The following is a 26,180-nucleotide window of genomic DNA, read 5'->3' on the forward strand; positions in this document are numbered from 1 at the left end:
TTACCTCACAAAAAAGGCTAAATCCCTTGCTAGAAACCAAATTTATCTAATCATAAAAATGAGACAAATATGAATAAAAAATGAAAATAGTAGAAAAAGGGATTCTAAATTTAGTTACTAAAAATGCTGGATTAAAACTTTAAATTATGCTATATTAAAAAATAATGAAAGGGAGTAGCTCCTGGTCATAATATTACCAGGATACCTGAATCAACATACTGGCGATGAGCCTGGTTCAGGTGACAAGGGACTGAAGTGTAATTTCAGTTAAATTTCCAGAATCACGATCTGCACTTTTTTCTAGTCCCTTGGTAGCGAGACTTTCACTAAGTTCACAAGTTGATGTGAGCTTGGTGAGGTCTGCCTTTTCTCATCAAGCTCTATCAGCGGTATATTAGTTAAGGAGCTTGAGAGAATGTTAGCCGCATTTACCGCCGGATTATTACTGATTACGATTTCTGAGTTAGGGGATAAGACGTTTTTTATCGGCGTAATCTTGTCCATGCGCCATTCGCGGCGGCTGGTCTTTTTAGGAGTCCTAGGGGCGTTAGCCGCGATGACATTACTATCCGTGTTATTGGGACAGGTGGTGTCGTTGCTCCCTCAATATTATATTCATTATGGGGAAATTGCTTTATTTTTAGGATTTGGCTTTAAGCTGTTGTATGATGCCAGTCAAATGCCAGCTCAAGCTGAAAATACAGGGGCAAAGGAAGCGGCGATGGAAGTCGCCAAGCAGAATCCGGATGGCGCGATCGCACGTTCAGCAAAAGATAAGTCACGTTCTGCCAATCTCGCTATTGTACTGCAAGCCTTTACCATGACCTTTCTGGCGGAGTGGGGCGATCGCACCCAAATTAGCACCATCGCCTTAGCCGCCTCCTATCAACCGATTGGCGTTACTTTAGGGGCAATTTTAGGTCATGGGATTTGCACGGCGATTGCGGTAATCGGTGGACGATTAATTGCAGGACGAATTTCTGAACGTTGGGTGACGGCGTTAGGGGGAGTGTTATTTTTGATTTTCGGCGCAGTAGCAATCTTAGAAGGAACTCTCCCCAGTGTAGATATACTACAGCAATACTAAAGCTTTATCCCATAATCGTTTTAGCGATCACCATCTCAAAAGCGGCTTTCTACCTCTATAGATATAGAGAAAAACCTATTGAGCCCAGAAAGATGTGAGTAAGCCATAGGCTTTTAAGGGGGCTGGGGAGTTAGGCTTTTCCACGTTTCCAACAAGAACTATTTTAGCTGTATCACGCCAGTCCTCAGCGCTCCACTGGCTTATGGCGCTTGCATCGCAACTACGAACAGCAATCAAAACAGTATGCTGAAAAAGGAATAGTACACCTCTATCCCAAAACGGTCACTAATGCGACCTTCCATTCGACTTTATGACTTAATCACTCATAGCTTATTAGTTTAGCATCCCTATGGCATCCGCTCCTCATCTCCCTAACCAACCTTGGTGCTTCCACTCTCCCCAACTGAACGATATCCTCGATCGCCAGCCGGTTACAGTGACGCTGGATACCCCGGTGGTTGAGGTTTTGGCGCGAATGAGTCAGGTGCAGGGATGTTCCTGTTCCCAGGATAAAGATCAGACGCCAGAACCCTCTGAGAATCCCTTACTGTTTCTCTCCACTAGCTGTGTGTTAGTCACCCAAGGATCACAGCTTATGGGTATCTTTACTGAACGGGATGTGGTGCGCTTAACTGCACAAGGGCGAAATTTGGCGGGGGTGAGTATTCGCCAGGTAATGAGTCCCCCAGATTATCGCCTCAAGTCGAGCGAGTTTCGAGATGTTTTTAGTGTCCTGCGTATTCTCAAACAATACCAGGTTCGTCATCTACCTGTGGTGGATGATCACGAACAGTTGCTAGGTTTAATTACGCTTTCCACCCTGCGTTCAGTCATTGAACCATCTCATCTGCTGAAACTACGAACGGTAGATGAGGTGATGAATACTACCGTAATTAAAGCAACCGTCGATACCTCAGTTCTCAAACTGGCACAGTTGATGGCACGACATCGAGTCAGTTGTGTGGTAATTTGTCAAGAGATTCCGGGAAAAAATCAACAAAAACCTGTAGGAATTGTGACGGAACGGGATATTGTCCAGTTTCAGGTATTGGGCGTCAATCTGAGTGGATTAAAGGCAAATGATGTCATGAGTCAACCCCTATTTTGCCTGGGTTCCACAGATAATCTTTGGTACGCAAATCAGGAAATGCAGCGTCGCTATGTACGGCGATTAGTCGTCACGGGTGACGAGGGGGAATTGTTGGGAATTGTCACCCAAACTCGGTTGCTGCAAGTTCTTGATCCGATGGAAATGTATGGCGTGATTGACCAATTACAGCAAGTCATCGGTCAGTTAGAAGCGGAAAAGATTGAGTTATTAGAAAGTCGCAATACTCAGCTAGAAGAATTAGTACAATCCCGCACCGAACAGTTACAAAAACAGGCAGAACGGGAACATATTTTACGTTCCATTGCCCAACGGATTCGCTGCTTCCTGAAACTGCCGGATATCTTCCAAGCCACGGTTCAGGAAGTGCGGCAATTACTCCATTGCGATCGCGTCTTGGTTTATCAGTTCACTGAGGATTGGAGTGGGGAGATTGTCGCTGAATCGGTGGGTGATTTTCCCCCAGTTATCGGATCACAAATTCGTGATAGTTACTTCCAAGAAACCAAGGGGGCTGACTATCTGAATGGGCGGCGTCAGGTGACGAATAATATCTATCATCAAGGGTTAAACCCCTGCCATTTAGAATTACTCGAACAGTTTCAAGTCAAAGCTATTCTCACCGTACCCATTATTATTAACGAACAACTCTGGGGCTTATTAGTCGCCCATCACTGTGCCGCCCCCCATCAATGGCAACCCCAGGAATTGGACTTATTAGAACAACTCAGCATTCAAATCGCGATCGCGATTCAACAAGCGAATGCTTTTGCCCAATTGCAAACTGAACTCGCTGAACGGCAAAAGGCAGAAAAATTGGCAAAGGCGACTCAAGAACGACTGCATTATTTACTCTCCGCGAGTCCCACAGCAATTTATAGTCGCCAGTTTATTCCTCCCTATCAAACTACATTTATTAGTGATAATATTACCGCCCTGATTGGCTATACACCAGCGGAAATTCTCGAACAAGCAGATTTTTGGTTAAATCATATTCATCCCCAAGACTTACCCACCGCCCTCACCGGATTTGCTCAACTTTTTCAGCAAGGATATTCGATTCAAGAATATCGATTTAAACAGAAAAATGGAGAGTATATTTGGCTACAAGATGATTGGAAATTGATTCGCAATGAACAAGGAATTCCCCAAGAAATAATTGGTGCGTGGCTGGATATTTCCCATCGGGTTCAGGCGCAGGAAAAAGCCCAAACCAGTGAAAAACTGTTAGAGTTATTTTATGAATCTGCCCCAGTGGGCTTATGTATTACCGATGAACAATGGCAACTGGTTCGGGTAAATCCTGCCTTTTGCCAACTATTTGCCTATCCGTGTGATTATTTATTAGGACGATCCTTAACTGAATTCCTTAACCCTAACCATTCCGGTGAATGGCAGGTACGGCGTCATGATGGTAAATTAATTGATATTCAGGTTACCACTGGACCAATCATGCAGCAAGGGGAACGCTGTTTGCGGGTAACCACGGTTACGGATATTACGGAACGAAAAAAAGCCGAACAAGCGATTCAATCTATGGCGGGACAATTGTCTACAGTGATTGATACCGTAGGCGAAGGAATTACCCTGAGTAATAGTCAGGGAAAATTCCGCATCTTTAATCATCAAATGCAGCAAATTACCGGATATACACGCCAGGAGGCAAATCGTTGTGATGATTTTCTCCTCCAAGTTTACCCTGATCCGGTTCTATATCAGCAAGTGAAGCAATGGCAAAAAAATCCCAATCGCAGACGCAAACTGCGAAATATTGAAACCACATTTGTCGATAAAATCGGCAGACAGAAAACCCTGTTAGTATCGAATTCAATTATTTACCAAGATAATCAAATTTTCTTTTTAAGTGCCTATCGAGATATTAGCGATCGCAAACAAGCCGAAGAATCGCTGAAACACTTGAATGAAGCCCTAGAACGGCGGGTGCAAGAACGAACAACGGCGTTAGAACAGACGGTGGAACAACTGCACCGAGAAATTAATGAACGCCATCAAACGGAATTAGCTCTACAAGACTCTCATCGCAAGATTAATAATATATTAGAAAGTATTACTGAAGGCTTTTTTGCCCTGGATCAAAATTGGCGGTTTACCCACTTTAACTCCCTCTTAGCCCCCTTAATTAATCGTCCAGTACCCGACATGATTGGTAGATGTATCTGGGATGAATTTCCTGACGCCATGGGAACGAAATTTGAAGACGTCTATCGCCAAGCGGCGCGGGAACAAAAACCGATGGCGTTTGAGGAGTTGTATGCACCCCATAATATCTGGTTTGAAGTGCGGGTATATCCCTCGGAGGAGGGGTTATCTGTCTATTTTCGGGATATTAGCGATCGCAAACAAGCAGAATTGGCGCTGCAAGAAAGTCAGCGATTTATCCAACGGATTGCGGATACGAACCCGAATGTGTTATATATTTATGACCTAGTAGAACAACGAAATATCTACATTAACCGTTCCGTTGCTCAAATTCTGGGCTATAGCCCAGAAGAAATTCAGCAGATGGAATCTAGATTGTTTCCCTCTCTGATGCATCCCGATGATTTAGCTTTAATGTCACTCAAGCAACAACGCTTTGATCAGGCGAAAGATGGGGATATTATTGAATGTGAGTATCGGATGCGCCATGCAAATGGTCAATGGCGTTGGTTGTATAGTTGGGATACCATTTTTACTCGCACATCTGAGGGGAAACCGAAGCAGATTCTGGGTACGGCGTCAGATATTACGTCGCGCAAACAGGCTGAAGAAACTCTGCGTCAACAGGTTGAACGGGAACGATTAATCAGTGCGATGTCTCAACGCATTCGTCAATCCCTAGACTTGGAGACAATTCTCACTACAACGGTTAAAGAAGTCCAACAATTACTGATGGCTGACCGAGTATTAGTGTATCAGCTTTTTGAGGATAATCGGGGACGGGCAATTGCGGAAGGGGTAGCGTCAGGATTTCCCCAGTTATTGAATATTATTTTTTCGGCGGAAGCCTTTCCCAGAAGCTGTTATCAGAATTATGTTCAGGGGAAAGTGTATACTTTAGCCGATCGCGATCGCGAAGAGGTTCTACCCTGTATGGTAGACTTCATGGGGGAGTACGCAATCCGGGCAAAACTGGTTGTCCCCATTGTGCAACAGGATATCCTTTGGGGATTGCTAATCGTGCATCAATGTTCCCATCCGCGAGAGTGGAAAACCTGGGAAATTGAGTTACTCCTATCCCTAGCCACCCAACTCGCGATCGCGATTAAACAGTCTCAATTATACGAGCAATTGCGCCACAATAACGATATCTTGGCGACAACAAATGCGGAACTCGCCCACGCCACCCAGTTAAAAGACGAGTTTCTGGCAAATATGAGTCATGAATTGCGAACGCCTCTAAATGCGATTCTGGGTTTATCTGAAAGCTTACAAGAAGAAGTCTATGGGGAGATTACTCAGAAGCAGCGCAAATCTCTCGCCACGATTGAAAAAAGTGGTAGACATTTACTGGAGTTAATTAACGATATTCTCGATTTAGCAAAGATTGAATCGGGGAAGTTAGAGTTAAACCTGACATCCGTTAGTATTACCCAACTGTGTGATGCGAGTTTAACCTTGATTAAACCTCTCGCTTTGGATAAAAATATTACGTTGACGGCTAATATTGCCGAAGGATTAGGGACGATTCTGGGCGATGAACGACGCTTACAGCAAGTCTTAATTAACTTATTAAGTAATGCGGTGAAATTTACCCCAGAGGGGGGACGGGTTACGGTAGAAATTCATCAAGATATGGAATGTAGAGACTTAGCCGGCTACGTCTCTACATCCCCAGAAGAGATTCTCTATATTAGTGTTAGTGATACCGGAATTGGAATAGCCCAAGAACATCTAGAGAAACTCTTTCAATCCTTCGTCCAAATTGATAGCAGTTTATCCCGGCGTCATCAGGGAACAGGGTTAGGATTGGCATTAGTCCGGCGAATTGTGGAATTACATGGGGGATGGGTAACAGTAGACAGTGAACTCGGAAAAGGAAGTTGTTTTACCGTGAGACTTCCTTGGCGTTCTCATTCAGCAAATCATCCCATCAATTCCCCAGAGGAAAAGGCGACGTTGGGGTGTAGTTTATCAGACATTGAAGACACGAAGTTGCCGCGAACGACTCCCTTAATTTTATTAGCCGAAGACAACGAAGCCAACACCCAAACCTTATCCGATTACTTACAGGGAATCGGCTATGAAATGATCATAGCAAAAGATGGCAAAGAAGCCGTACAACTCAGCCAAAGGCGGAAGCCTGATCTGATTTTAATGGACATTCAGATGCCAGAACTTGATGGGTTAAGCGCCACGCAGCAGATTCGCGCCAATCCCCGCACTGCCAACATTCCAATTATTGCGATAACCGCGCTAGCGATGTCAGGCGATCGCGAAAAATGTTTAGCCGCCGGTGTATCCTATTATATGACCAAACCTGTTAATTTGAAGAAACTAGCAACGATTATCAATGCGTTACTCAATGGATAAGCTTAGATAAACTATGAATCATGAAATGTTCCACCCTACACCATCTAACTTGGTAGATTATTGCGAAAATGAAACCGCGCCTGAGAGGTTGTTGGAAAAGTCGCTATGGCTTCGTTGATGCATTTTTTATCCCCCTAAATCCCCCTTTTTAAGGGGGACTTTGATTGGGATTAAGCATTGTAGGTTGGGTTGACGTAAGGAAACCCAACAAAATCTAAGGTTAAGGTTTTCCACTATGAACTTCATGATGAACTTAATCCCCAAATAACGTAGGGGCGGGTTTAGGCGCTAACTCAACCACATTAACCCCTAACGCCCCAACAAAACCCGCCCTCACCACCGCAACCAACCCAAAAAACACCCTCAACCCACCATCCCCAAATAACGTAGGGGCGGGTTTAGGCGCTACCTCAACAACATTAACCCCTAACGCCTCAACAAAACCCGCCCTCACCACCGCAACCAACCCAAAAAACACCCTCAACCCACCATCCCCAAATAATGTAGGGGCGGGTTTAGACGCTACCTCAACAACATTAACCCCTAACGCCTCAACAAAACCCGCCCTCACCACCGCTAACTCAACAACATTAACCCCTAACGCCTCAACAAAACCCGCCCTCACCACCGCAACTCAACCCACCATCCCCAAATAACGTAGGGGCTATTGTTATCCTCATCAACGGGATGCGATCGCGAAGACAGCACAACTATGAACCTTCCGCCATCACCATCCCCATCAGTGCGATCGCGGAGGCATTATAATCAATCGCATATTCGTTCGTGGCATAAGATCGCTCATCATCTAAATAACTTAGCGGACCCAATCCTTTCGGGGCAATTCCATCCTGGGCTTCTGCATTCGCCCCCCCTACCATTAACCCAGGAATCACCGTTTTTTTCGCTACAGCAACTCGGTGATGGACATTGCGGACTGAATTTGACCCCACAGTCGTAACAAAGGATAGATTAAAATGATTGCGTCCTAACAAATAATCTAACTGATCTACCGCCGCCTGAAAATACCCTTGATTTCCAGTTAATTTATAGGCATAAAACAAGGTAATCCCCTCCTCCGCCACCATCTTATTCGACGCCCAGATAAACTTATCAATTGCCAAGCGATAACCACTACCATTCACCGTCTCCAGCAAACGATCTGCCCGTTCTAATAACTTCTGCTTCATTTGCGCCTTCAGATTCTCTGAACCTTGCTGACGCGGTTGCAGCAGATAATCTGCCATCCCCAAAGCTGAGGGATCTTTCCATTCAAATAAAGTATAAGACAACTCAGGAAGCTCTTGCTCTAAATACTCAGCAAAACTCGCCTCCCCTGTCGTAATCAACAATTCCGCCGCCGCCCAAAAACGATCATCTTTATCCGTCGTTAACGAGGCTTCCGTATCCCACTCTCCAGCCAGATATTTCCCCGAACCACTATCATCACCCTCAACCCAATCCACCCGCATAGATGGTTCACTTTGCAAAAATTCCCAAGCTTTTTGCGCCGCTTTCAAATAATTCTTCGCCAATAACACATCATAAGCTGAATACACTCTCGCCGCCATTGCCAACGCGGCAGCGAATTTTGCCGTTTCTGGTGTAGAAATCCCATAAATATAGCGAGTTTGGATATCTTCATTCGGTAGAATCATGGGGGGCCACTCTTTCCCCGAAAGCTTCCGATAAACCGCACCATCACGCCGTTGCATAGTCACCATCCAATCCAATCCTACCTTTATTTCATCCAGCACATCGGGTCTGCCATTGCCACTTTCAGGAATCATTAATTGGCGGTCAGAAAATAACGATGGATATTGCTCATATAAACTTAATAAACGACCCACAGTTACCGCCGTGGGTCCTACATATTTGCCAAAATCTCCTGCATCATGCCAACCCCCTTGGGCGCGTTTCATTTCACCCCCCCGATGCATATCATCGGTATGAGCAAAGCTGCCATCATTTAAATGGCAAGGAGAATGACCAATCCCATTGATAGAATCTCGTATGGCTACCCCGCAGCGTTGTAAATAGTAGGAACGCAGCATTGTATTGAAGGCATCCTGATAAATATCCTGACCAATATCAAAGGGATAAGACTGAATATCTCCAGATTTCAGGTAATAGCGTCCGGGACGGTTGAATGCGCTGAAATCAACCCCTTGGATATTATCCTGACTGGCTGCATCTTGCATCGGTGCTGATAACTCCACCTCGAATACGGGGCGGTTATTACGGACGTTAATTAATTGGACTGGATTCGTGGCAGAATGAGGGGAATTGAGTAAAAAGGCTAATTTAGGACGGGTTGGCGAATATCCGACTTGATTAATCAACAGTTTAGTTAGATTATCTAAATTTACCGATTGCGCTTGTCCTTTAGCCCAGAATCCATAAGCCATTGATATTGCCCAACCGAGGAAAAAACGTCTATCGATTTTCATGGCATCATTCCATCCCATTTATTTACAGATTTTAATCTGTAGACGCACCTTTAATTCCTGAAAAACACGTTCTGACACAAGGGTTTGAGAAGAGGCTAACCCGAAGGTCTGTAGGGGCGGGTTTTACCGATAATATGCTCTTCAAAACGGGTAACGTATATAAACCCGCCCTGTTTCTGGAGTTGTTTATCTAGACAAGGTAATCGCCCCTATATTTGATTTTATACCTCCTTTGGCGGTTCAATTCCAAAAATTAATTTTCCACTATTATAAACCGGAATATGAATGCCCTTGCCATTCCCGGCTTGTTCTACTGGGTATGACCAGTCGTTATTCATAGTCCAGATACCTGTTGGTGTATTTACCTGAAACTGAACATCTTTCTGATAATACGCTTCTCCCCCAGGATAAAGTTGAGTTCCGTCTACATCCACCTGGATATAGTAAATCGTTGGCGAATTTTGCCAAGGCGTGAGTCCAGATACCGTTATTCCTGATTCCGGACTGGTATTGACTTGGATATCCTTTGGGTTTCCTCCGGCTTCAATCACCTCACTAATATCAATAAAATACCGAAATGATAAATTAGGAATAATCCGGGCGGGCCAGGCGGATTGGTTATAAACGGTGGCTTGAACCTCCATCAAATTATCACTGAGTTGATTCCCTTGCGCCTCAACAAAAAATTCATCGTCTCGTGGTTCGGTTGGAGGAAAATTTGCTAATGGATTCCCCCCATACTTCTGATAGAGTTTCGCCACAGCGCCGATAAATCCGGCATTATAATCTGTCGCCACTTCAGTCATCTTAAAATTAGACCGTTCATCGATAAAGTTATCTTGCTGATCCGGTCCACCAACTAAGGCTCCATACAAAATATGCCGCGTTTCTTCCGGAATTTCTTTACTATTTGCCCAAGAACCATGTGCTGTCCGATGATGGGGTTGTTGCGGTGGGTTATTGCCAAATCCGACCACATAACTCCGCTGATCTGGATTAGACCCTAAAATATAATTAATCTGCCGTTCAGCAAAGGCATGATACTTTCGTCGCGTCCAAGCCGAGTCTACGGAGTCCCCATAAATAAACGCTAAAAATGCCGTTTTTGCCGCATATCTCAACGAACCCCATTCATCCAGCCAAGCCAGTCCCCCTGGGGTATAGGAGACGTGTTTCCACTGACAGCGATCGCACCAATAGTCTAACCAGCGTTCTGCGTCTTGTCGATACTTGTTTTTTCCGGTTAATTCAGCTAATAATACATAACTCCCATAAGATTTATCATCCCAGGTATGCGTCCAATTATAGGCGAGAGTTGCATTAGGTTGATCCCTTAACTTCTCATAATAGTTTTCAGCTTTCTGTAAATACTCTGGCGCTTGGGTTGCTCGATAAAGCCATGCCGCACCCCAAACCAGTTCATCAGTATAACCACTGGATTTATAATAGTCCGCCGCCTCGGTAATACAATCCGAATAGTTGCCCGGATATTGCTCGGCAAAGTCATAGAGTTCTTGGGCATGTTTTAATAAAGTTTGGGCATAATTTGCATCGGTTTCTTGAAAAACCATTGCCGAAGCTGCCATCGCGGCGGCGGTTTCTCCTGCTAAATCCGAACCCGAACAAGTGGCATCAATTTTATAGGTAGGACGCTCCATCGGCATCACCTCCGCCGCCCCCCACCAATCATGATCTAAACTCCCTTTACCCACCTGACCCCACAACACCGTTGGTGCAGAATGGGCTTTAATAAAATAGTCATTAACCCAGCGCAAATTATCCAGCATGGCGTTATATTGACCACTTTGTTTATAGGCGTCTTCGTATTCAATGACTCCCCAAGCCAGAAGTGTGGTTGAAGCTGCCATGGGAAAGCCAAATTTTAGATGATCGCCTGCATCATACCAGCCTCCAGTTAGGTCAATCCCATTATCCGCACCATCAGTTAATGCTGAATCCCCCCGCCATTCCACCCGATTATTGGCAGGGAGTTTTCCGGAACGCTGCACATCATAAAAATAGACCGCTTTCTGCAAAACTTCTCCGTAATTGTACTGATTGCCTGCTAGAGAGTCTTGACCGAGAATATTGAATACCCCGAAAATAAAATAGTGAAGGCAGTTAAATGTTAAAATAAAGACCGTCAGCAAAAAAATGATCAGGAATTTAATCAGAGTGCGGGCTTTAAACATAACGTTGGGGTTAACCAGATTACTCTAATGCTAGCTTAGCCAGTTCCTGAAGCTGTCCGATAATTCCCTCAATTGCTAATTTTTTATTAAATCTTTAATCAAGATATATTTCACTCAATAAAGAAAAATCCTTTATCCCGAATAGCCGTCCGGATAGTGTAAAACGACGCCTGGGGTAGGACTTACGCACAGACTCTGTAGGGGACGGCTAGGACGCGGGAGCAACCTGACGCCTAACCTGACGACAAGCGATGATTGACACCGCTTGACATCTTCAAGAAACCGGAATACTCTCTACCGCCTCTATGGATGGCAGAATGTTCCAGGCTTGGGCGACAATATCACTAAGCCAGCGGCGTTGTGCCTGATCTAAGACACTATCTTCTGCAAGCACTTCGGCGGTAAGCTCGTCTAGGGACTGTCCCTGAGAACGAGCAATCTGAATGACACCGGCAATTGCCGATGCCACTAATTCTTCGTTCACTGGTTTTTGACGGAGAGCCGCCATTTCTTGAGGACTAACTGGGATGGGATAATTCATGGTGAGTTAACAAAAGCACCCTAATTGACTAAAAATGAGAAGAGTGTAAACTTTTTTTACTAATATTAAACCAATCAGTATCCGGAAGTGTAGCGTATTTTGCTTCAACTCACCTCCGTTATCTTGCGTAATTCCTCAGCGAATCAGATCACTCCGATGAAAGAACTGCTCTACGTAGAAATACCGAACCCCGACACCGACACTGTTCGCACCTGGTTGCAGCAGGACTGGCACTTTGAGCTGGGGAAGAAAACTATAACCCCTGATGGTATCCTGGTACAAATTGAACCTGCGCCTTTAGCCAATTCATCTACACCGATAAAGCTTCCGATTCCGGAAATCTCCATTTTTGTTTGGTCGGTGCAGCGAACCACGTACTTGAAAGCCTTTCGCGGTTGCGATCGCGCGATCGCTCTCGAACGGAAATTGCTCCAGAAGCTGACTGCGGATTTACGCGGTAAGTTTCCCTACCACTATCCTGAACCCCCAGAGGTTGATTTATCCCAACAGTCTATCTTTGAGGCGCTCGCACCCTATTATCCCCAGACGGTTCATTTCTTCCAAAAAATGCCCAAAGGGGAATATGACCTCAACCGCGTCTATTGGTGGGAGAAACGATGGCGCGAAGGAGTGCTATATCCACAACAGCCTAAACAAGTTGTGTTTAAGGCAACCGAGGAACCAACACAGCTTCGAGGAAGCAGCCGATCAAAGTCCACCTATGACCTAATTTATATCGGTGGCGCCCTGGGAGTCATTCACGCCGCTGTAATGGCACAACGGGGGTATCGAGTCCTACTGGTAGAACGCTTACCCTTTGGGCGCATGAACCGAGAGTGGAATATTTCCCGGGCTGAGTTTGAGAGTCTCATCGATTTGGGGTTATTTACCCCCGATGAGTTTGAAGCCATGATCGCTAGAGAATATATCGATGGCTTCAACAAATTCTTTGATGGCAACAACCCTCCTCATCTAAAAGCACCTGTATTACATACACCAACTGTACTGAATCTGGCAATTGATTCAGAGAAATTGTTACAACTATGTGGAGAAAAGTTACAAAAAGCGGGCGGCGACATCTGGGATGAGACGGAGTTTATCCGGGCGGAGATGACTCCAGAGGAAGTTGTCGTCAGTCTAAAGCATCTGCCCAGCAAAACCCCCCGACAAGCCATAGGACGGCTTTTAGTCGATGCCATGGGTACCGCTTCCCCCATTGCTTGGCAACTGAATGGTGGCAGGGCATTTGATAGCGTCTGCCCCACCGTCGGTGCAGTAATTGCCAGTGGGTTTGATCCTGGGGTGTGGGATTCTAACTATGGAGACGTTCTTAATAGCCACGGCGACATCTCCCGGGGACGGCAGTTGATTTGGGAACTGTTTCCGGGAGCAGGGGAGGAACTGACAATCTATTTGTTCCACTACCATCAGGTGCATCCTGAGAACCCCGGCTCTTTATTAGAAATGTATGAAGACTTTTTTACAATTTTACCTGAATACCGCCGCTGCGACGTGGAAAAATTGGTGTGGAAGAAACCCACATTCGGCTATATTCCCGGACATTTTAGCCTAGATAGTCGCGATCGCACAGTGGCGTTTGATCGGCTGGTTGCCATTGGAGATGCGGCTTCCCTGCAATCGCCTCTGGTGTTTACCGGATTTGGTTCCCTGGTTCGGAATCTGGAGCGCTTAACCGACTTACTCGATACCGCCCTGCGGCATAATCTCTTGAGTGCCAAAGATTTAAACCAAATTCGCGCTCATCAAAGCAATATTGCAGTCACCTGGCTCTTTTCCAAAGGCATGATGGTGCCAACCTGGCGTCATTTGCCCCCCCAACGGGTTAACGCCATGCTGAATACTTTCTTTGGGCTTTTAGCTGATGAACCGCCAGAGGTTGCTGATACCTTTATTAAAGACCGTTTTGATTGGTTAACCTTCAACCGACTGGCATTAAAAGCAGCTAGACGTAATCCTGCCCTGATTTTTTGGATTTGGGACATGGCAGGGGCAAAGGATTTATTACGTTGGCTCAAGAGCTACTTCACGTTTACTGGAAATGCGATAGTGAGTGGATTCCTTAAAGGGTGGTTCCCTAATCTGATTCGTCGCTTACAACCGTGGATTGAAAATCGTTATCCCGCGCTATGGTTGCGACTGTTAGCCCAACATTATGCCATGACAACGGGTATGGGGCGTCCAGAACGGGTGCAGCGTGAAGCATCAAATCAGGATGAATTAGTGACCCATTCTGGTCACAATAAAGCCTTTGATTCTTGATAGTTCTTGCGATCGCGCTAAAAAAGACTCTCGGCTTAGTTGGGGAGTTTGTCCTACTGTATGGTTAATAACGCCTAGGTGAACTGCTGACTCAGCACTACAGGGTTGTGAACCGTGATTTTTTTCTTTTGAATAGAAATCATTTTATCGGTTCGCAGATCCCCCAGTAGACGAGTGACGGTTACTCGTGTGGAGCCAATGGCTTCCGCGATCGCTTGATGGGATAGCTTCAGGTCAATGGTAATCCCATCCTTGCCAGGAATCCCAAAATCACGACAGAGAATCAATAAAAAACTGACCAAGCGAGATCCCATATCCCGGTGAGCTAATGTCTCGATCATCATTTCCGTCTGTAAAATCCGCGAGGACAATCCCTGTAGCATCAACATCGATAGCTCTGGGTTGTCCTTGAGCGCTTGCTCTACCTGATCAATCGGAGCCGAAAGCAATTCAACTGGGGTAAACGCCACCGCATGGTAAAAACGATCAGAGCGATGACCTGTAATCAAGGACAATACCCCAAAGACACTATTTTCCCGCAACAAGGCAACTGTAATTTCTTCCCCCGCTTCATAAACCCGGGAAAGCTTCACAGCTCCTTTGATCAAAAAGTAGACCCGTTCAGCGGGATCTCCCGGAAAAAAAATAGTTTTGCCCCGCTCAAAGGTTTCAACAACGGGAGGAAATGAGCTTCCGCCGATTTGACGGAACACAGCAGCCAACGGTCTATCTTGCATTACGACCATATCTATTACCCTTGCGCCAAAGCCTTATTGACTTCTAAGTGGTCGCCGATGAAGCTTGAGACTCCAAAATCGGCTCAATGAACGATCCCTATATTGTATTCAAGAATACTTAATATGAGTCCCAATAGGTTTTTTGTACCAATTGTTACATAATGAAGTGAGATGTCAACGGACATCTGACGAGTTGAGTTGATGGTTAACGGTTTGGCGTTATCATACAACGAACATCGCCAAACACGGTTATTCTATAACGAATTGTTCTATTGCCTGGAAAAATTAAGATACCTATGCTGAATTTGACTGGAAAGAATGCCCTGGTGACTGGGATTGCCAACAATCGATCAATCGCCTGGGGCATTGCCCAACAGTTGCACCAAGCTGGCGCCGAGTTGGGGGTCACTTATTTACCCGATGACAAGGGGCGCTTTGAGAAGAAAGTTAGAGAGTTGGTAGAACCCCTAAAGCCCAGTGTATTTTTACCCTGTAACGTCCAAGATGATGCTCAAATCGATGCCACCTTTGAGGCGATTGAGAAGCAGTGGGGCAAACTCGACATCCTCATCCATTGCCTTGCATTTGCCAACAAAGAGGATTTATCCGGAGAGTTTAGCCAAACCTCGCGACAAGGGTTTACCACAGCCTTAGAAATTAGTACCTATTCCCTAACCCGATTAGCCGCCGCTGCTAAACCCTTAATGAAAGAGGGGGGAAGTATTGTCACCCTGACCTATCTTGGGGGTGTGAAGGTGATCCCCAATTACAATGTCATGGGGATTGCTAAGTCGGGATTGGAGATGAGTGTCCGTTATCTAGCCGCCGAATTAGGACCAAGTAATATTCGCGTCAATGGGATTTCCGCAGGTCCAATCCGCACCCTGGCATCTTCAGCCGTGGGCGGCATTTTGGATATGATTCATCATGTGGAGCAGGTAGCACCCCTGCGACGAACGGTTACTCAGCTAGAAGTTGGCAATACAGCCGCCTTTTTATGTAGTGATCTCGCTAGTGGGATCACGGGTCAAGTATTATATGTCGATGCTGGATATGAGATCATGGGCATGTGATATCTTCCCACGGTAGTCAAATGCAGCAATCCGATCCCAGAGACTATCAGATTCTGTTTCTCTCACTCTTCCTGGTATTGGGTATTGGTACGAGAGATTGGACATTACAGCCTCAGTTCATTGGTGTTGCGATCGCGACTTGTTTGCTGACCCAGTATATCAGCCTCAGGCTTTGGTCTATCTCTCAGGGAAATAAGGCAGATGAGGAATTCACTCAAAACCCTACCCTCGAACGCCGTGAAGAGTCCACACTCAACACTTCCCCCATATCCCTCAAAAGTGCCATGATTACCGCATTAGGATTAAGTCTACTCCTGCGAGTCGATCACTACAGCACGATGATCTTGGCGGGGGCGCTGGCGATTTTAAGTAAATTTCTGTTTCGATTCCAGGGCAGACATTTTTTTAATCCGGCTAATTTTGGCATAATTTCAGTTTTAATCCTTACCAAGGATGCCTGGGTTTCTCCAGGACAGTGGGGAGAGGAGGGTTGGTATGTCCTATTATTTGTCGGGACTGGGGGCATGATTTTAAAACGGGTGGGGCGTTGGGATACAACGGCGGCTTTTTTCAGCGCTTATGCTTTACTCGAAGCCCTTCGCAATCTTTGGTTGGGCTGGACCTGGGATGTATGGGCGCATCGGTTGATGAGTGGCTCGTTCTTATTGTTTGCCCTGTTTATGTTAACTGATCCCCGCTCCATTCCCAATGCTAGGGTGAGTCGTTTACTCTGGGCTGTCAGTATTGCGATTTTAACCTTTATTCTGCGGAATCATTTCTTTATGTCTACGGCGGTTTTCTGGGCGTTATTTGCCCTTTCTCCCCTAACCGTTATTTTAGATTGGATTTGGTCATCACCGCGATTTGTTTGGAGGTTTCACGGTGATGGGTGAGGAGGGAAATTCAACAAACACCTAGGTTAATAAATTCTTTGTCCCAATGAGGAAATGATGAAAAAGCTAGTACAGGTATTATTTGCGTTATTCTTGGCAGTTTTTGCCATTATGATATTTGCGCCAAAAGCCTTGGCTTTTTGTGGATTTTATGTGGCGAAAGCGGATACAAAGCTTTACAACCAAGCCTCTCAAGTAATTATCGCACGGGATAGCGATCGCACGATTTTGACGATGGCGAATGACTATCAAGGCGATGTTAAAGATTTTGCCTTGGTTGTGCCTGTTCCTGTGGTTCTAGAACAAGAACAGGTACAGGTAGCAAACCCGAAGATTATCGAACGACTGGATGGGTTTAGTGCGCCGCGATTGGTAGAATATTTTGATCCGAATCCCTGTATCCCTCCTGCACCAGCGCAGTTTCGAGGTTCAGCGAGAGGAGTAACATCATCAGACGAGTATGGGGAAAATCTGGGAGACAGTGCTTTAGGCGTTACGATAGAATCTCGTTTTTCGGTTGGCGAATACGATATTTTAATTCTTAGTGCCAAAGAATCGGATGGGTTGGAAACCTGGCTGAGGCGTAATGATTATCGCATCCCTCGTGGTGCTAGTCGGCTACTGCAACCTTATATTCGCCAAGATATGAAGTTTTTTGTGGCGAAAGTTAATCTGAAAGAATTTGCAGCTGGGGGTTCTCAATTACTCCGCCCTTTACAGATGGCGTATGAATCGCCGCGTTTTATGTTGCCGATTCGTTTGGGGATGATTAATGCCACAACTGAGCAAGATTTAATTGTGTATATTTTATCCCCCAACGGTCAAGCAGAAGTTACTAATTATCGCACTGTGCAAATTCCGTCTAATGCCGAACTTCCTGTTTTTGTTAAGGATGAGTTTGCTCAGTTCTATAAGGATATGTTTCAGACGGCGTATGAGCAAGAAAGGAAAAAAGTTGCATTTTTAGAATATGCCTGGGATATGGGATGGTGCGATCCCTGTGCGGCTGACCCTTTAACTAGGGAGGAATTAGAGCAAGCAGGTGTGTTTTGGTTGAATGGGAATGCGCCCAATAATGTGTTTATTAGCCGTTTACACGTCCGCTACACTCGTGATACATTTCCTGAAGATTTAATGTTCCAAGAAACGGGGAGTCGGCAAAATTTTCAAGGTCGATATGTACTGCGACATCCTTACACCGGGGAAATGAATTGTCCCGCCGCTGATGAGTATAAACGCTCTTTGAATCAACGATTTGAACAGGAGGCGCAGACGTTAGCCAAGCTGACGGGATGGCAAATTGGGGATATTCGCCAGAAGATTGATTTTCCTGGGACTAAACCGAATCGCTGGTGGCGCAGGATTTGGAATTAATCACGGCTTGATGGTTATCTATCGGGTGCATGTCAACGCCAGTAGGTTGGGTTGAGGGACGAAACCCAACTTATCGGGGTAACTGGGGTATTGCGTGTAAACCTGACATGCTCCCTATCATAGGGTTCTGATCTAGGATAATATAGATAATCAGTATATTTTAAATCGAATGGTACTTACTTAAGGTTGGTGGGCATTGCCCACCCTGCGGTATATTAAAAATGACGAGAAAAGACTATAAGTTACCTCTAATTATTATTGGTGTTGGTATTTTATTTTCTTTGTACCTACAATGGCTAATACCTGAAGGGGTTTTCTTTAGTGGCGATGCTGGATTGAAGGCGTTATTGGCAAAACAGTTGAGTCAAGGGCAGTTTCGCTTTGATTTGGTGCCTCCTTCCTTACCTTGGGTACGTCAACTTTGGCAAAATGGATTGTATCCCTTTGAAGAACCGTTTGTTTATTATATAAATGATCGCTATTATCTTACGTTTCCCTATACCTTCCCCCTGGTAACGGCTCCCTTTCAGGCTCTGTTTGGCTATCGCGGATTATATATTATTCCTCTGGTGTCAACCTGGGTAATCTGGTTAACTGGTTACTGGGTATGTAAACGGTTAGGATTGTCCCAAACGATTGCATCAGTGGCTTTAATTGTTTTGATATTTGCTTCACCGTTAACCCTCTATAGTGCGATGTATTGGGAGCATACTCTCTCTTTAGCATTGGCATGGTTAGGGTTGGCTTTATTCTTCTTTCCTCGACAAAATCAACCGCTATCCATAAGGCGGGTTATTATTAGCGGAATTCTCATTGGCGGTTCAGTTTGGTTTAGACCTGAATTTTTAGCGTTGGTGAGTTTGATTATCGTTTTTGTCTATGGTGTGTCGTTGTGGAATTGGAGTAGGCAACAGTTTAATATTGAGCGATTTAATCTGAGTCAGCTATCCTATGTGACGGAACACCAAGAAATTTTTGCGATTAGTCTAATTGCCACGGTTGGCTTGTTCTTTCTGTCGAATAAACTTATTTATAACCATCCTTTGGGAATTCATGCAATTCAAGTGGTGGAGGAAACAGGTTTATCGGAGCGACTTTTAGGGGGATGGCAGAATTTTCAGGGATTAAGCTTGGCTCTGTTTGAGTATTTACCGATTACTTTTTTTGCCCTTGCTTATCTGTTGGTTGGGTTGGGCAGAAATTCCCAGAGGCGGTTAACGATGCCAATGATGGTTCTTTTGGGATTAAGTTTTGGGATAACGGCTGTTGTTGGACTTTCGGTAACTCAGGGGAGGATGTACAAGGTTCTATGGATTTTGGTTTTAGCGGGATTGTTGTTTCTGGCTTGGGTGAAAAAGTATGATGTAAGGTTAAATTGGGAAATGCTCCTAATTTATGGGGGGGGATTACTCTTTATCATCCTCGTCTCTTTAATGGTGCCAGAGGGAACGGCGGGTTTAATTGCTGGGGGTAAACAATGGGGAGCCAGGTTTTTATTGCTTCTCGTGCCGATTATTTGTTTGTTGGCGACGAAGCAGTTAGAGTTTATCCTGAATGTCTCGTCAGGGGGGTTAAAGTATATCGGTATTGTTGGCTTTACTGCCCTTTTGCTGGTGAGTATTCATAAAAATAGTTATGCCGGGGTCAAGTTTTTACAGAAAAATCACGATGGTATATTCCCGGCGATTCAAGTCTTACAGAAACAGCCGAATCCTGTGATTGCTGTTTCTCATCAATTTGTCGCCCAGGCGATAGAACCAGGGTTGGCGGGGGACAAGATATTTTTTAAGGCGCAAACGAGTCAGGATTTGGTTCAATTAGGTAAAACGTTGGTGGAGGAAGGGCAGCAAGAATTTACGTATGTTTGCTATCCGTTTCGCCCTTGCCAACCACCGGAAGAGGGTTCAGCCGCGAGGAGGTTTAGTCAGGATAGTCAGCGATTTAGGATTGAGTTATCTGAAGTAGGAGAGTTTGGTAAGTATCCTATTTATAATGCATTGATTATGGAGGAATCGGAGTAATTCCTTTTTTATGGGGGCGAATTGTGTAGGGGCGGGTTTTACAACTATCTTTTTGGTTGCATCCAGATGTGACTAAACCCGCCCTGATTTTCCCAGGTGCAAGAGACTTCCGGTGAAAGCTAGAAGCCCCTCACCTTGGGGGGTATTAAATTCAACAAGACGATTGAAACTCCCATCGGAATTGAGAAGAATTTGCCAGTAAATTATAGACTAGGCGTAAGCTTTGGTGGGAAGGTTCAGGGTGGGGAAGAGTTTGACTAATTCAGCGAGTATAGTCATGGTTTTATTGTAAGTTTATCAGATTGAGTTTGTCGATGTCACTGTTCGATCCCCCTAAATCCCCCTTCAAAAGGGGGACTTTCTAATCGAGTCCGCGCAGGCGGACTTGGTTTGTGTAGCTGCGACTTCCAGTCGCCAGATTCATCTATATCACAAAGAACGAATGACAAATGACAAATGACTAAGCCACCTGACTCAACGCCTCCGTCAGATAATCAGCCGTAGCTTCCACAAGAGCGATCGCGTTTTCATAAAGCATCCGAGTAGGTCCGAGAATTCCCACACTACCCACAGGCAGATTATCCTGTTCGTAAGTCGCACTAACCAACGTACAGGTTTGCATCGGTTCCAAAGGATTCTCTGAACCAATTCGCACTTTTGCCCGCCGCTTAGAACTTACACTATCAGGAAGTTCAAAGATTAGGGGCCAAAGTTGCTGCTGTTCTTCTTCCAACAGGTGAAGCAACATTTGAACTTGTTGCAATTCAGCAAATTCCGGCTGACGCAATAACTCAGCAATCCCCCGAACTAAAATCGGCGTGGCTACCGATGCTTTCATCCGGCGAGTCAATTCTGCCAATACCTTCTTCAAGAAATCGGCATACTGGACAAATTCGCGGTCAAGTTCACTCCAATTTAAGTTCACCAGTTCACCTAGAGATCGTCCCCGCAGCTTACTACTTAAAAAGTTGGATAATATTTGTAACTCTTGCTCAACATTCGCTGCATCGGCTTGATCATCCGGTGATACCGACGACAATTCCATAACAATTGATTGGGTTTGATAGGCGTCAGTCACCACAATCAACATTACCCGCCCTGGTGTGACAGATACTAATTGCAAATGGCGCAATCGTGTCGTTTGGGTTTGAGGTAAGGTGATCAGGGTAATATACCCACTTAGAGTCGAGAGAATTTGCCCTGCATCCCGTAGCAAAGCTTCAAAGTTGAAATCGTCACCCTTCAAATGATCTGCCAATAATGTCTCAGCGTGACGTCCCAACGTATTGGATGGTTGAATCAGGTGATCCACATAAATGCGATATCCTGAATCCGAGGGAACTCGTCCCGCCGAGGTATGAGGTTGATAGAGTAAGCCAGATTTTTCGAGCACGCTCATGCAAGAGCGAATTGTAGCAGGACTAACACTCAAATCATACTCCTGGGCTAAAGCTTTGGAACCCACAGGTTCCGCCGTCGCAATGTAATGACGGATAGTTGCCCAAAGAATATGTTGTTGCCGATGATTAAGACTGACGTGTACAGACATTTGAAAAAAAGCCGAACGTAATCAGATTTTCCCCAGAATCATTTAAAATCATCATGGTCATGGCAATTTATGGAGAAACTTTTCTCCAAGATATCCCTAGAGATCGGTTAAATCGCCAACGCCGCTAAAGTGACGTTTGAAGGAACGGACTTTCCCCATAGGATGAATGCCGTCTTAAAGGGTATTGATTTTAAGATAACAGAAGAACCTGGGATTCTGTAGCTTGCTATGATCGACCGCTAGTAGCGAGGGATGGTAGGATCGACTATTGCGGCATAGGCATCAATTCCGCCCGCGACATTTTTGACATTGGTAAACCCCTGATCCGCTAACCACTGGCACATTTGAGCCGAACGGATACCGTGGTGACAGATCACCACGGTTTCAGCATCAGCTTCAAAGCGGCTGTGGATTTGGTCGGACCATTGGGCAAATTCGCTCAAGGGTAGAACATCAAACCCCTGAATATGCGCGATCGCGACTTCTTGGGGTTCACGCACGTCGATCAGCTGGAGTCCTTGTGGGGATTGGCTGATCCGATGCGCGAGTTCCTCAACATTGACTTGGGGAATGGGTTGATTAAAGGATTGAGCTGACATAACAGATGCAAGGAAAATAATATATACCAGAATAACCTGTTGCTGCATTTGGATTGGGATACCTAAATTCCCAGGAAGGCAATAGGCAACAGGCTGTTGGGCATTTAAACCTTAATGTCAATAATGGCTCTCATCCTTGTAGTGCGATCATCTTGATCGCTACTAATACCCAATTTAAATTGATCACAGCTTATACAATTTAAATGCACATTGGCTTACCGATATATTTAGGATTAGGGACTATTCATTCACTATATAACAGTCTCCTATGGCAGGAGGTACTTCAATTACCAGAATTTCTAAAGGTAATTCACCTTCAATGGCTTGGTGCTTAACTCCTGGTTCTATTTCAATCAGGTCGCCTTTTTTTATCGGTTGTATATCGTCATCCAGGGAGATATGTCCTGAGCCATTAAGTACATAATAATACTCTGTTGTTTTTTTGTGATAATGCTTTTGGGCATTATCTACAAAAAGATGTATAAATTTAGCTGGCCCTTGGGATACCAGTTTTCTTATCGTGCCACAGTGTCCTTTTTCTTGGGGTATGCTATCGCTAGAACGTATCATCCTATGTAGACCTTCTATCTATCTAATTTTAAGAAGCTAATGGCTGTTATTTTTGTTTATACCATAAATATAAAAAATTTACAATTTCCGTAGCTACTCTGGCAGAGCATGGATTCTCTCGTTTTTCCTGAAAATATTCTATAGCATTTTTCAATGATTTACTCATTGTATCATCAACTATAGGGGAGATGATTGTTTTGACAATACCATTTTGGCAAACGACTACACGCCCTTCTCTTCGATTTTGACCAAGAATAGGCTCATAGAATCCAGCTACAGTTATACCCTTACTATGGTCTTCTACAGCCAATACACGGTATCTAGTATGGGGGTCTTCAGGCGCTTTGTAGAAGTGGTGCTGAGAGTATCCGGGAAAAAAGTATTTTATATTTCCTGTCATCGAAGTATATAGTACAACTTCGGCGTTATTCACTGCCCTATAGTGCTTTTCTCCCATCGCCTGCTTGGGCAGATACTGCTTTATACCGTTCTGTTCAATACATAGATCGGCATCAAACACATTCCCTATTTTTTGGGGAAGATATTCCTCTCCCAGAGCCAGGACATTGGTAACTATATGTGAACCTTCATATCCAAAGGCATAAAAATGATTATCCAAGAAGCGACCATTAGTAAAATCATTAATTCTATTTTTTGTCATTTCTGATACAACTCTATTTGGAGTTATATCCAGGTCAATAATTATTTGTTTTATCTTATCTGTTACCGATGAGTAGAGATAGTTTTCGTTGACAACCAGCTTACCATTAAATCTATTAATTAAATCAATCAAACTTTTTATTTGTCCATATTCACAAGCAGGTTTCTCGACAATTATGTTGGCTTTATTGTCATATTCTACAATAGTTTTAATTGTTTCAAAGTGATACTTGGTTGGACTACAAATATCCCAAAGAAAAGGCTCTAGTTCTGCCGCTTGGTCGAAACTACATACCTTTATGCCTCTTTTTGCTGCCTCTTTTTGTTTAACCGGATCGGGATCAATAATCCCTACAGTCTTTATACCAAGATCGTGTAATTTTTTTCATGTAAGCTGGCTACTTGCCCATCACCTACACGCACACAAGTCAATTTTTTTTTCATTTGTAAGGTTATATGAAGTAATGTGTAGAACATATCAAAATCTCAATCAGCTTGTCAATAGGCTACCATTTTTTTGGGGCTGGTTAGCTGTGCCACACCAGTAGAGACGTGATCCAAGCAGTGTCTGGGAGATGAAGGAGATGAGGTGAGGGGGAACATTTGTTGTAGGGGCGGGTTTTACCACTAACATTTGGCTTTCACCCTAATATCCCTAAACCCGCCCCAAAATTCTTCAACGAGGGACAAATGACAAATGACAAATGATAAAGGACAAAGGACAAATGACAAATGACAAATGACAAATGACAATGAAACTACGCTCGTTTTTTTATGCCTTGACAGCCGGTGTGGTAATGTTGCTATTACTCGCTGGAGGTGGCTGGTTCTGGGTCAACGCCCACAGCCCCCTAACTCTATTGCAGGAACGGGAGGTAAAAAATCCCACTGCGGCGATTTTCGTGCCCAAACAAGCCCCCGCGATGATATCGTTACTCGTGAATCCCGATCGCTTAGCAGCGTTGCAGCAAGTGGTGGTTGAGCCCCAGAAGCGAGGACGTGCGATCGCACAGTTCCAACAACTGGAAAACAGTCTGCTTTTCAATTTGGGGCTGGACTATCAACGGGACATTCAACCCTGGATTGATGATGAACTGACTCTGGCTGTAACCTCCTTAGATGTTGACCGCAATCCCGAAAATGCCGCACAACCGGGATACTTACTCATCTTTACCACCAATGAACCCCAAGCCGCCCAGGAACAGGTTTATTCCAGACGCATGAGTGCTGACTCAGCCGATTTAGTCGTTGAATCCTATCAAGGAGTCAACCTGACTTATCAGCCATCTAATCCCGGTGGGAAAAAGGTTGCCGACGATACAGAATCTCGTCCCATCCCGGACACCTTAACCAGTGCGATCGTGGGCGATCGCTTTGTGCTATATGCCAATCACCCCAAGGTATTGCGGAATGCGATTAATACGGTACAAGTTGCTGATTTGAGTTTGGCAGAAGATCCTGATTATCAACAACTGCTGCAAAGTTTGACAGAACCGCGAATTGGATTCAGCGTGGTGAATTTACCCGCCCTAGCCGCCTGGATTTCTAATCAACCGATTCCCAATCGCGAGTCGTTTGAGGCGTCTAAAAGTTTAGCCCTTACTCTGTCCCTAACTCCTCAGGGGCTGTTGGCACAAACGGCTATTCCTCGGTCAAAATCGAGTCTAGAACCGATTACTCCAGTCCTGTCTCAGCCTGTTGGTGCCCTCCAGTACATTCCCGCCCAAAGTGCTTTGGCAATTGCTGGGGTTGATTTAAACCAATTCTGGAGACAACTATCCACCCGACTCGAAGCCGATGAGAATCTCAACAGCTTACTCAACCAAGGGATTGCCTGGTTCAAGTCTCGTTGGGGGATTCAATTGCCAAAGGAGATTTTCAGTTGGGTGGAAGGAGACTATGCCCTATCCTGGTTCCCTCGATCGGACGGGCCGAATCCCGACTGGATTTTTGTGGCACAAAGGGGTAAAAATGATCAGGCAATTGATGGGATTGAGCATTTGGATATAGTGGCTCAGCAGCAAGGATTAAATGTCGGAGAACTGCCGTTTGCCGATCGCACAATTACGGCGTGGACGAAGTTGGTTACGGCAAAAGCCCTGAAGAATCGCCAAGATGGGTTGTTAAGTTTACAAGCCCAAGTTCAGGGCGTTCACACCACGGTGGGAGACTACGAAGTGTTTGCCACTTCAATTGAAGCAATGGACGCGGCGCTTAATGGGGTGAAGGATTCCCTACTGCACAATCCCCGCTTCCAGAACGCGATCGCAGCCTTACCGACTCAAAATGATGGGTATCTCTATATCAACTGGTTAGAGAGTCAACCCTTGCTTGAGCGTCAGATTCCCATTGTGCGGGTGGTGGAACTCATTGGTCAACCTTTATTTGACCACCTGCGATCGCTAACCATCACCAGCTATGGTGTTAATCAAGGTGTTCAACAGAGCAAGTTATTTTTCCAATGGGTTGATCAATCCTCCAGTTAAAACGAATTGTTCCTCGAATAGAGTTATCAT

The 26,180-nt window shown here is 44.9% G+C and carries 17 protein-coding genes; 8 read left to right on the forward strand and 9 right to left on the reverse strand.

Annotated features, from left to right (window positions below):
• Nucleotides 1-415 precede the first annotated feature (415 nt).
• Nucleotides 416-1,087: a TMEM165/GDT1 family protein gene (locus RLO19_RS21420; RefSeq protein WP_446359454.1), complete on the forward strand. Its 672-nt coding sequence runs from the start codon at nucleotides 416-418 to the stop codon at nucleotides 1,085-1,087.
• Between the two features lie 349 nt (nucleotides 1,088-1,436).
• A complete protein-coding gene (locus RLO19_RS21425) occupies nucleotides 1,437-6,728 on the forward strand; it encodes a PAS domain S-box protein (protein ID WP_446359455.1) in 5,292 nt (1,763 codons plus the stop codon).
• Between the two features lie 253 nt (nucleotides 6,729-6,981).
• Here RLO19_RS21425 and RLO19_RS21430 read toward each other — a convergent pair whose 3' ends face one another.
• The 4 genes from RLO19_RS21430 to RLO19_RS21445 form a co-directional block, all read right to left on the reverse strand.
• Nucleotides 6,982-7,353, reverse strand: a complete 372-nt coding sequence (locus RLO19_RS21430; RefSeq protein ID WP_446359456.1) for a hypothetical protein — start codon at nucleotides 7,351-7,353, stop codon at nucleotides 6,982-6,984.
• Between the two features lie 85 nt (nucleotides 7,354-7,438).
• A complete protein-coding gene (locus RLO19_RS21435; RefSeq protein ID WP_446359457.1) occupies nucleotides 7,439-9,175 on the reverse strand; it encodes a glycoside hydrolase family 9 protein in 1,737 nt (578 codons plus the stop codon).
• A gap of 221 nt (nucleotides 9,176-9,396) precedes the next feature.
• Entirely contained in the window at nucleotides 9,397-11,367 is a 1,971-nt protein-coding gene (locus RLO19_RS21440) for a glycoside hydrolase family 9 protein (protein WP_446359458.1), read from the reverse strand.
• A gap of 274 nt (nucleotides 11,368-11,641) precedes the next feature.
• Nucleotides 11,642-11,908: a hypothetical protein gene (locus RLO19_RS21445; RefSeq protein ID WP_446359459.1), complete on the reverse strand. Its 267-nt coding sequence runs from the start codon at nucleotides 11,906-11,908 to the stop codon at nucleotides 11,642-11,644.
• Nucleotides 11,909-12,064: 156 nt separating this feature from the next.
• On the opposite strand from RLO19_RS21445, the gene RLO19_RS21450 reads away from it, so the two are divergent.
• Nucleotides 12,065-14,188: an NAD(P)/FAD-dependent oxidoreductase gene (locus tag RLO19_RS21450; RefSeq protein WP_446359460.1), complete on the forward strand. Its 2,124-nt coding sequence runs from the start codon at nucleotides 12,065-12,067 to the stop codon at nucleotides 14,186-14,188.
• 74 nt (nucleotides 14,189-14,262) lie between these two features.
• Here RLO19_RS21450 and ntcA read toward each other — a convergent pair whose 3' ends face one another.
• Complete coding sequence (gene ntcA, locus RLO19_RS21455) at nucleotides 14,263-14,934, reverse strand: global nitrogen regulator NtcA (protein ID WP_446359461.1); 672 nt, start codon at nucleotides 14,932-14,934, stop codon at nucleotides 14,263-14,265.
• 287 nt (nucleotides 14,935-15,221) lie between these two features.
• Here ntcA and fabI point away from each other — a divergent pair, with 287 nt between their 5' ends.
• The 4 genes from fabI (at nucleotide 15,222) to RLO19_RS21475 (ending at nucleotide 20,286) form a co-directional block, all read left to right on the forward strand.
• Nucleotides 15,222-15,998, forward strand: a complete 777-nt coding sequence (gene fabI / locus RLO19_RS21460; RefSeq protein WP_446359462.1) for an enoyl-ACP reductase FabI — start codon at nucleotides 15,222-15,224, stop codon at nucleotides 15,996-15,998.
• A gap of 20 nt (nucleotides 15,999-16,018) precedes the next feature.
• Complete coding sequence (locus RLO19_RS21465; RefSeq protein ID WP_446359463.1) at nucleotides 16,019-16,891, forward strand: RnfABCDGE type electron transport complex subunit D; 873 nt, start codon at nucleotides 16,019-16,021, stop codon at nucleotides 16,889-16,891.
• A gap of 57 nt (nucleotides 16,892-16,948) precedes the next feature.
• Nucleotides 16,949-18,265: a DUF2330 domain-containing protein gene (locus tag RLO19_RS21470; RefSeq protein WP_446359497.1), complete on the forward strand. Its 1,317-nt coding sequence runs from the start codon at nucleotides 16,949-16,951 to the stop codon at nucleotides 18,263-18,265.
• Between the two features lie 221 nt (nucleotides 18,266-18,486).
• Complete coding sequence (locus tag RLO19_RS21475; RefSeq protein WP_446359464.1) at nucleotides 18,487-20,286, forward strand: LA_3751/LA_3752 family putative glycosyltransferase; 1,800 nt, start codon at nucleotides 18,487-18,489, stop codon at nucleotides 20,284-20,286.
• A 460-nt stretch (nucleotides 20,287-20,746) separates the two neighbouring features.
• On the opposite strand, the gene hrcA is transcribed toward RLO19_RS21475, so the two are convergent.
• The 4 genes from hrcA to RLO19_RS21495 form a co-directional block, all read right to left on the reverse strand.
• Nucleotides 20,747-21,835, reverse strand: a complete 1,089-nt coding sequence (hrcA, locus tag RLO19_RS21480; RefSeq protein WP_446359465.1) for a heat-inducible transcriptional repressor HrcA — start codon at nucleotides 21,833-21,835, stop codon at nucleotides 20,747-20,749.
• A gap of 239 nt (nucleotides 21,836-22,074) precedes the next feature.
• Nucleotides 22,075-22,434 carry a rhodanese-like domain-containing protein gene (locus tag RLO19_RS21485; protein WP_446359466.1) on the reverse strand — a complete coding sequence of 120 codons (360 nt, stop codon included), beginning with the start codon at nucleotides 22,432-22,434 and terminating at the stop codon, nucleotides 22,075-22,077.
• Nucleotides 22,435-22,674: 240 nt separating this feature from the next.
• Nucleotides 22,675-23,004 carry a cupin domain-containing protein gene (locus RLO19_RS21490; RefSeq protein ID WP_446359467.1) on the reverse strand — a complete coding sequence of 110 codons (330 nt, stop codon included), beginning with the start codon at nucleotides 23,002-23,004 and terminating at the stop codon, nucleotides 22,675-22,677.
• A 46-nt stretch (nucleotides 23,005-23,050) separates the two neighbouring features.
• The gene (locus tag RLO19_RS21495) at nucleotides 23,051-24,028 is read right to left on the reverse strand and encodes a Gfo/Idh/MocA family oxidoreductase (RefSeq protein ID WP_446359498.1); all 978 of its coding nucleotides are present in this window, start codon (nucleotides 24,026-24,028) and stop codon (nucleotides 23,051-23,053) included.
• Between the two features lie 382 nt (nucleotides 24,029-24,410).
• Between RLO19_RS21495 and RLO19_RS21500 the strand changes: the two genes are divergently transcribed.
• On the forward strand, nucleotides 24,411-26,150 hold the full coding sequence (locus RLO19_RS21500; RefSeq protein WP_446359468.1) for a DUF3352 domain-containing protein: 1,740 nt from the start codon (nucleotides 24,411-24,413) through the stop codon (nucleotides 26,148-26,150).
• The last annotated feature ends 30 nt before the right edge of the window (nucleotides 26,151-26,180 follow it).

This window comes from Coleofasciculus sp. G2-EDA-02, assembly GCF_040226375.1.
Taxonomy (GTDB): Bacteria; Cyanobacteriota; Cyanobacteriia; order Cyanobacteriales; family Coleofasciculaceae; genus Coleofasciculus.

Excerpts from the sequence above, each read along its gene's own strand:
- RLO19_RS21420 (WP_446359454.1), top strand. The coding sequence starts at position 416 with ATGTTAGCCGCATTTACCGCCGGATTATTACTGATTACGATTTCTGAG.
- RLO19_RS21425 (WP_446359455.1), top strand. The coding sequence starts at position 1,437 with ATGGCATCCGCTCCTCATCTCCCTAACCAACCTTGGTGCTTCCACTCT.
- RLO19_RS21435 (WP_446359457.1), bottom strand. The coding sequence starts at position 9,175 with ATGAAAATCGATAGACGTTTTTTCCTCGGTTGGGCAATATCAATGGCT.
- RLO19_RS21440 (WP_446359458.1), bottom strand. The coding sequence starts at position 11,367 with ATGTTTAAAGCCCGCACTCTGATTAAATTCCTGATCATTTTTTTGCTG.
- RLO19_RS21445 (WP_446359459.1), bottom strand. The coding sequence starts at position 11,908 with ATGAATTATCCCATCCCAGTTAGTCCTCAAGAAATGGCGGCTCTCCGT.
- RLO19_RS21450 (WP_446359460.1), top strand. The coding sequence starts at position 12,065 with ATGAAAGAACTGCTCTACGTAGAAATACCGAACCCCGACACCGACACT.
- ntcA (WP_446359461.1), bottom strand. The coding sequence starts at position 14,934 with ATGGTCGTAATGCAAGATAGACCGTTGGCTGCTGTGTTCCGTCAAATC.
- fabI (WP_446359462.1), top strand. The coding sequence starts at position 15,222 with ATGCTGAATTTGACTGGAAAGAATGCCCTGGTGACTGGGATTGCCAAC.
- RLO19_RS21465 (WP_446359463.1), top strand. The coding sequence starts at position 16,019 with ATGCAGCAATCCGATCCCAGAGACTATCAGATTCTGTTTCTCTCACTC.
- RLO19_RS21470 (WP_446359497.1), top strand. The coding sequence starts at position 16,949 with ATGAAAAAGCTAGTACAGGTATTATTTGCGTTATTCTTGGCAGTTTTT.
- RLO19_RS21475 (WP_446359464.1), top strand. The coding sequence starts at position 18,487 with ATGACGAGAAAAGACTATAAGTTACCTCTAATTATTATTGGTGTTGGT.
- hrcA (WP_446359465.1), bottom strand. The coding sequence starts at position 21,835 with ATGTCTGTACACGTCAGTCTTAATCATCGGCAACAACATATTCTTTGG.
- RLO19_RS21485 (WP_446359466.1), bottom strand. The coding sequence starts at position 22,434 with ATGTCAGCTCAATCCTTTAATCAACCCATTCCCCAAGTCAATGTTGAG.
- RLO19_RS21490 (WP_446359467.1), bottom strand. The coding sequence starts at position 23,004 with ATGATACGTTCTAGCGATAGCATACCCCAAGAAAAAGGACACTGTGGC.
- RLO19_RS21500 (WP_446359468.1), top strand. The coding sequence starts at position 24,411 with ATGACAATGAAACTACGCTCGTTTTTTTATGCCTTGACAGCCGGTGTG.